The 1,954-nt window shown below is 75.1% G+C and carries 3 protein-coding genes; 1 reads left to right on the top strand and 2 read right to left on the bottom strand.

Annotation, left to right across the window (positions count from 1 at the left end; translation table 11 throughout):
• Window positions 1-812 (bottom strand): transketolase family protein (locus tag HW445_RS28830; RefSeq protein ID WP_180223785.1); only part of this gene is annotated, 812 nt, incomplete at its 3' end.
• Between the two features lie 38 nt (window positions 813-850).
• Window positions 851-1,558: a transketolase gene (locus HW445_RS28825; protein WP_180223784.1), complete on the bottom strand. Its 708-nt coding sequence runs from the start codon at window positions 1,556-1,558 to the stop codon at window positions 851-853.
• A gap of 95 nt (window positions 1,559-1,653) precedes the next feature.
• Between HW445_RS28825 and HW445_RS28820 the strand changes: the two genes are divergently transcribed.
• Window positions 1,654-1,954 (top strand): DUF664 domain-containing protein (locus tag HW445_RS28820; protein ID WP_180223783.1); only part of this gene is annotated, 301 nt, incomplete at its 3' end.

Raw genomic sequence — 1,954 nt, 5'->3', positions numbered from 1 at the left:
CGCCGCAGTTCGCGGCGGGCGACGCCGAGGCCGAGGACCCGGTGGGGGACGCCGGCGAGGGCGTCGTTGGCGGCCGCCGTGGAGGTTCCGGCCAGGTAGGGCTCGACCAGGACCACGTCGGTGCCCGCCGCGCCGGCCGCCCGGCGCAGTCCTTCGCCGTCGAAGGGGCGGATGGTGGTGGCGTACAGGACGGTGACGTCCAGTCCCGCGGTGGCGTCGAGCACCGGGGTGAGCATCGGCCCCACGGCGACGACCACGCCGGCGCCGCCGCGGCGGACGGTGCGGAAGCCCGGGCCCCGCACCGGGCGGGCCTCGGCGTTGGTCTGGACGGAGAGCCGGACGTACACCTTGTCGTCGCCCGCCCCGACGGCGTGCCGCAGCAGCGTCTCGGCCTCGTCGGGGTGCCCGGGGACGTGCACGGTCCAGCCGTCCAGGGTGTCGAGGAGCGCCACGTCACCGGGCGCCATGTGGGTGAACCCGCCGGCGGGCCAGTCGTACGAACCCAGGCCGCTCACCAGGACGGCGCCGGCGTCCTGGTGGCCCAGGTCCAGCTTGACCTGCTCGAACGGGCGCTCCACCAGGAAGCTGCCGAAGGTGTGCAGGACGGGCCGCATGCCGGTGAGGGCCAGACCCGCCCCCGCGCCGATCAGCAGCTGCTCGCGGATGCCCACGTTGACCACCCGGTCGGGGTGGCGGCGGGCCGCCTCGGCGAAGCCGTCCCGGCCGATCTCGGCGAGGACGACGGCGACCCGCGGGTCCTCGTCGAGCAGCCTGGTCATCACCGGGGCGAAGCGGTCGCGCATGGTGTCCATCAGGGTTCTCCCGTTCCTGTCCGTCCGTGTCTCGTCGCTCAGGCGTTCTTGGCCCGGGTCCGCGCCACGACGGCGTGCGGGCGTCCGGGGTGGGGGTGGGTGAAGGCGGCGTGCAGCGCCTCGTGGTCGTGGCCGTCCACCGTGAGGACGGACCAGCCCGCCGCGTCGAGGCGTGCCGCGAGGCCGCCGGGGCGGGCGTGGGTCGCCGAGGCGTTGTCCACCACGACGAGGTGCAGCCGGTCCAGTGCCGCGTGGCCCGCGAAGTCGAGGGCCTCGTGGTTGCTGCCCTCGTCGAGTTCGGCGTCGCCGGCCAGTACCCAGACGGCGGGTTCCGTGCGGCCCTGGGCGCGCAGACCGAGAGCCTCGCCGACGGCGATCGGCAGGCCGTGTCCGAGCGATCCGCTGCCGATCTCGACGCCCGGCAGCAGGGTGCGGTCGGGGTGGTGGCCGAGCGGCGAGTCCCACGAGCCGAAGCCGGGCAGCAGGTCGGTGGGGAGGAAGCCCTTGGCGGCGAGGACCGCGTAGTAGGCCATCGGGCCGTGGCCCTTGGACAGCAGGAACCGGTCCCGCTCCGGGTCGTCCGCCCGTTCGGGCGAGATCCGCAGGACCCGGTCGTACAGGACCCACAGGACGTCGAGGGTGGAGGTGGCGGCGGGGCCGTGCTTCTCGTCGCCGGTCATCAGGCCCATCAGCCGGGGCAGCTCGGCGTGGCCGCGCGAGTGCCCCTGTGCGGTGTCGGTGTTCATGCGACGAGCGTGCGACCTCGAGCGAGGTTGAGGTCAAGCGCGGCCGGAGGACGCCCGCCCGGGGCGGCGTGGCGCCGTTGCCGTAGCGTGTCGGCGTGCCCGACTCCGACACCGAGCCCCGGCTCGACACGCCCGACCCGTCCGCGCAGTTCGTCGCGTACCTCGACCACTACCGCGCCACCGTGGCGCGGACGACCGCGGGTCTGACCGAGGCGCGGCTGCGGACCTCGCTGGTGCCCTCCGGCTGGTCGCCGCTGGAACTGCTCTCGCATCTGGTCCACATGGAGCGGCGCTGGTTCGTCTGGGGGTTCCTCGCCGAACCCGTCGAGGAGCCCTGGGGCGACCGCGAGGGCGGCGCGAAGGGCGGCCGCTGGGCGGTGCCGGAGGGCGTCACGG

Origin of the sequence: Streptomyces sp. UH6 (genome assembly GCF_013421635.1) — a bacterium.
Taxonomy (GTDB): domain Bacteria; phylum Actinomycetota; class Actinomycetes; order Streptomycetales; family Streptomycetaceae; genus Streptomyces; species Streptomyces abyssomicinicus.
This window is presented reverse-complemented; position numbering and strand designations above follow the sequence as displayed.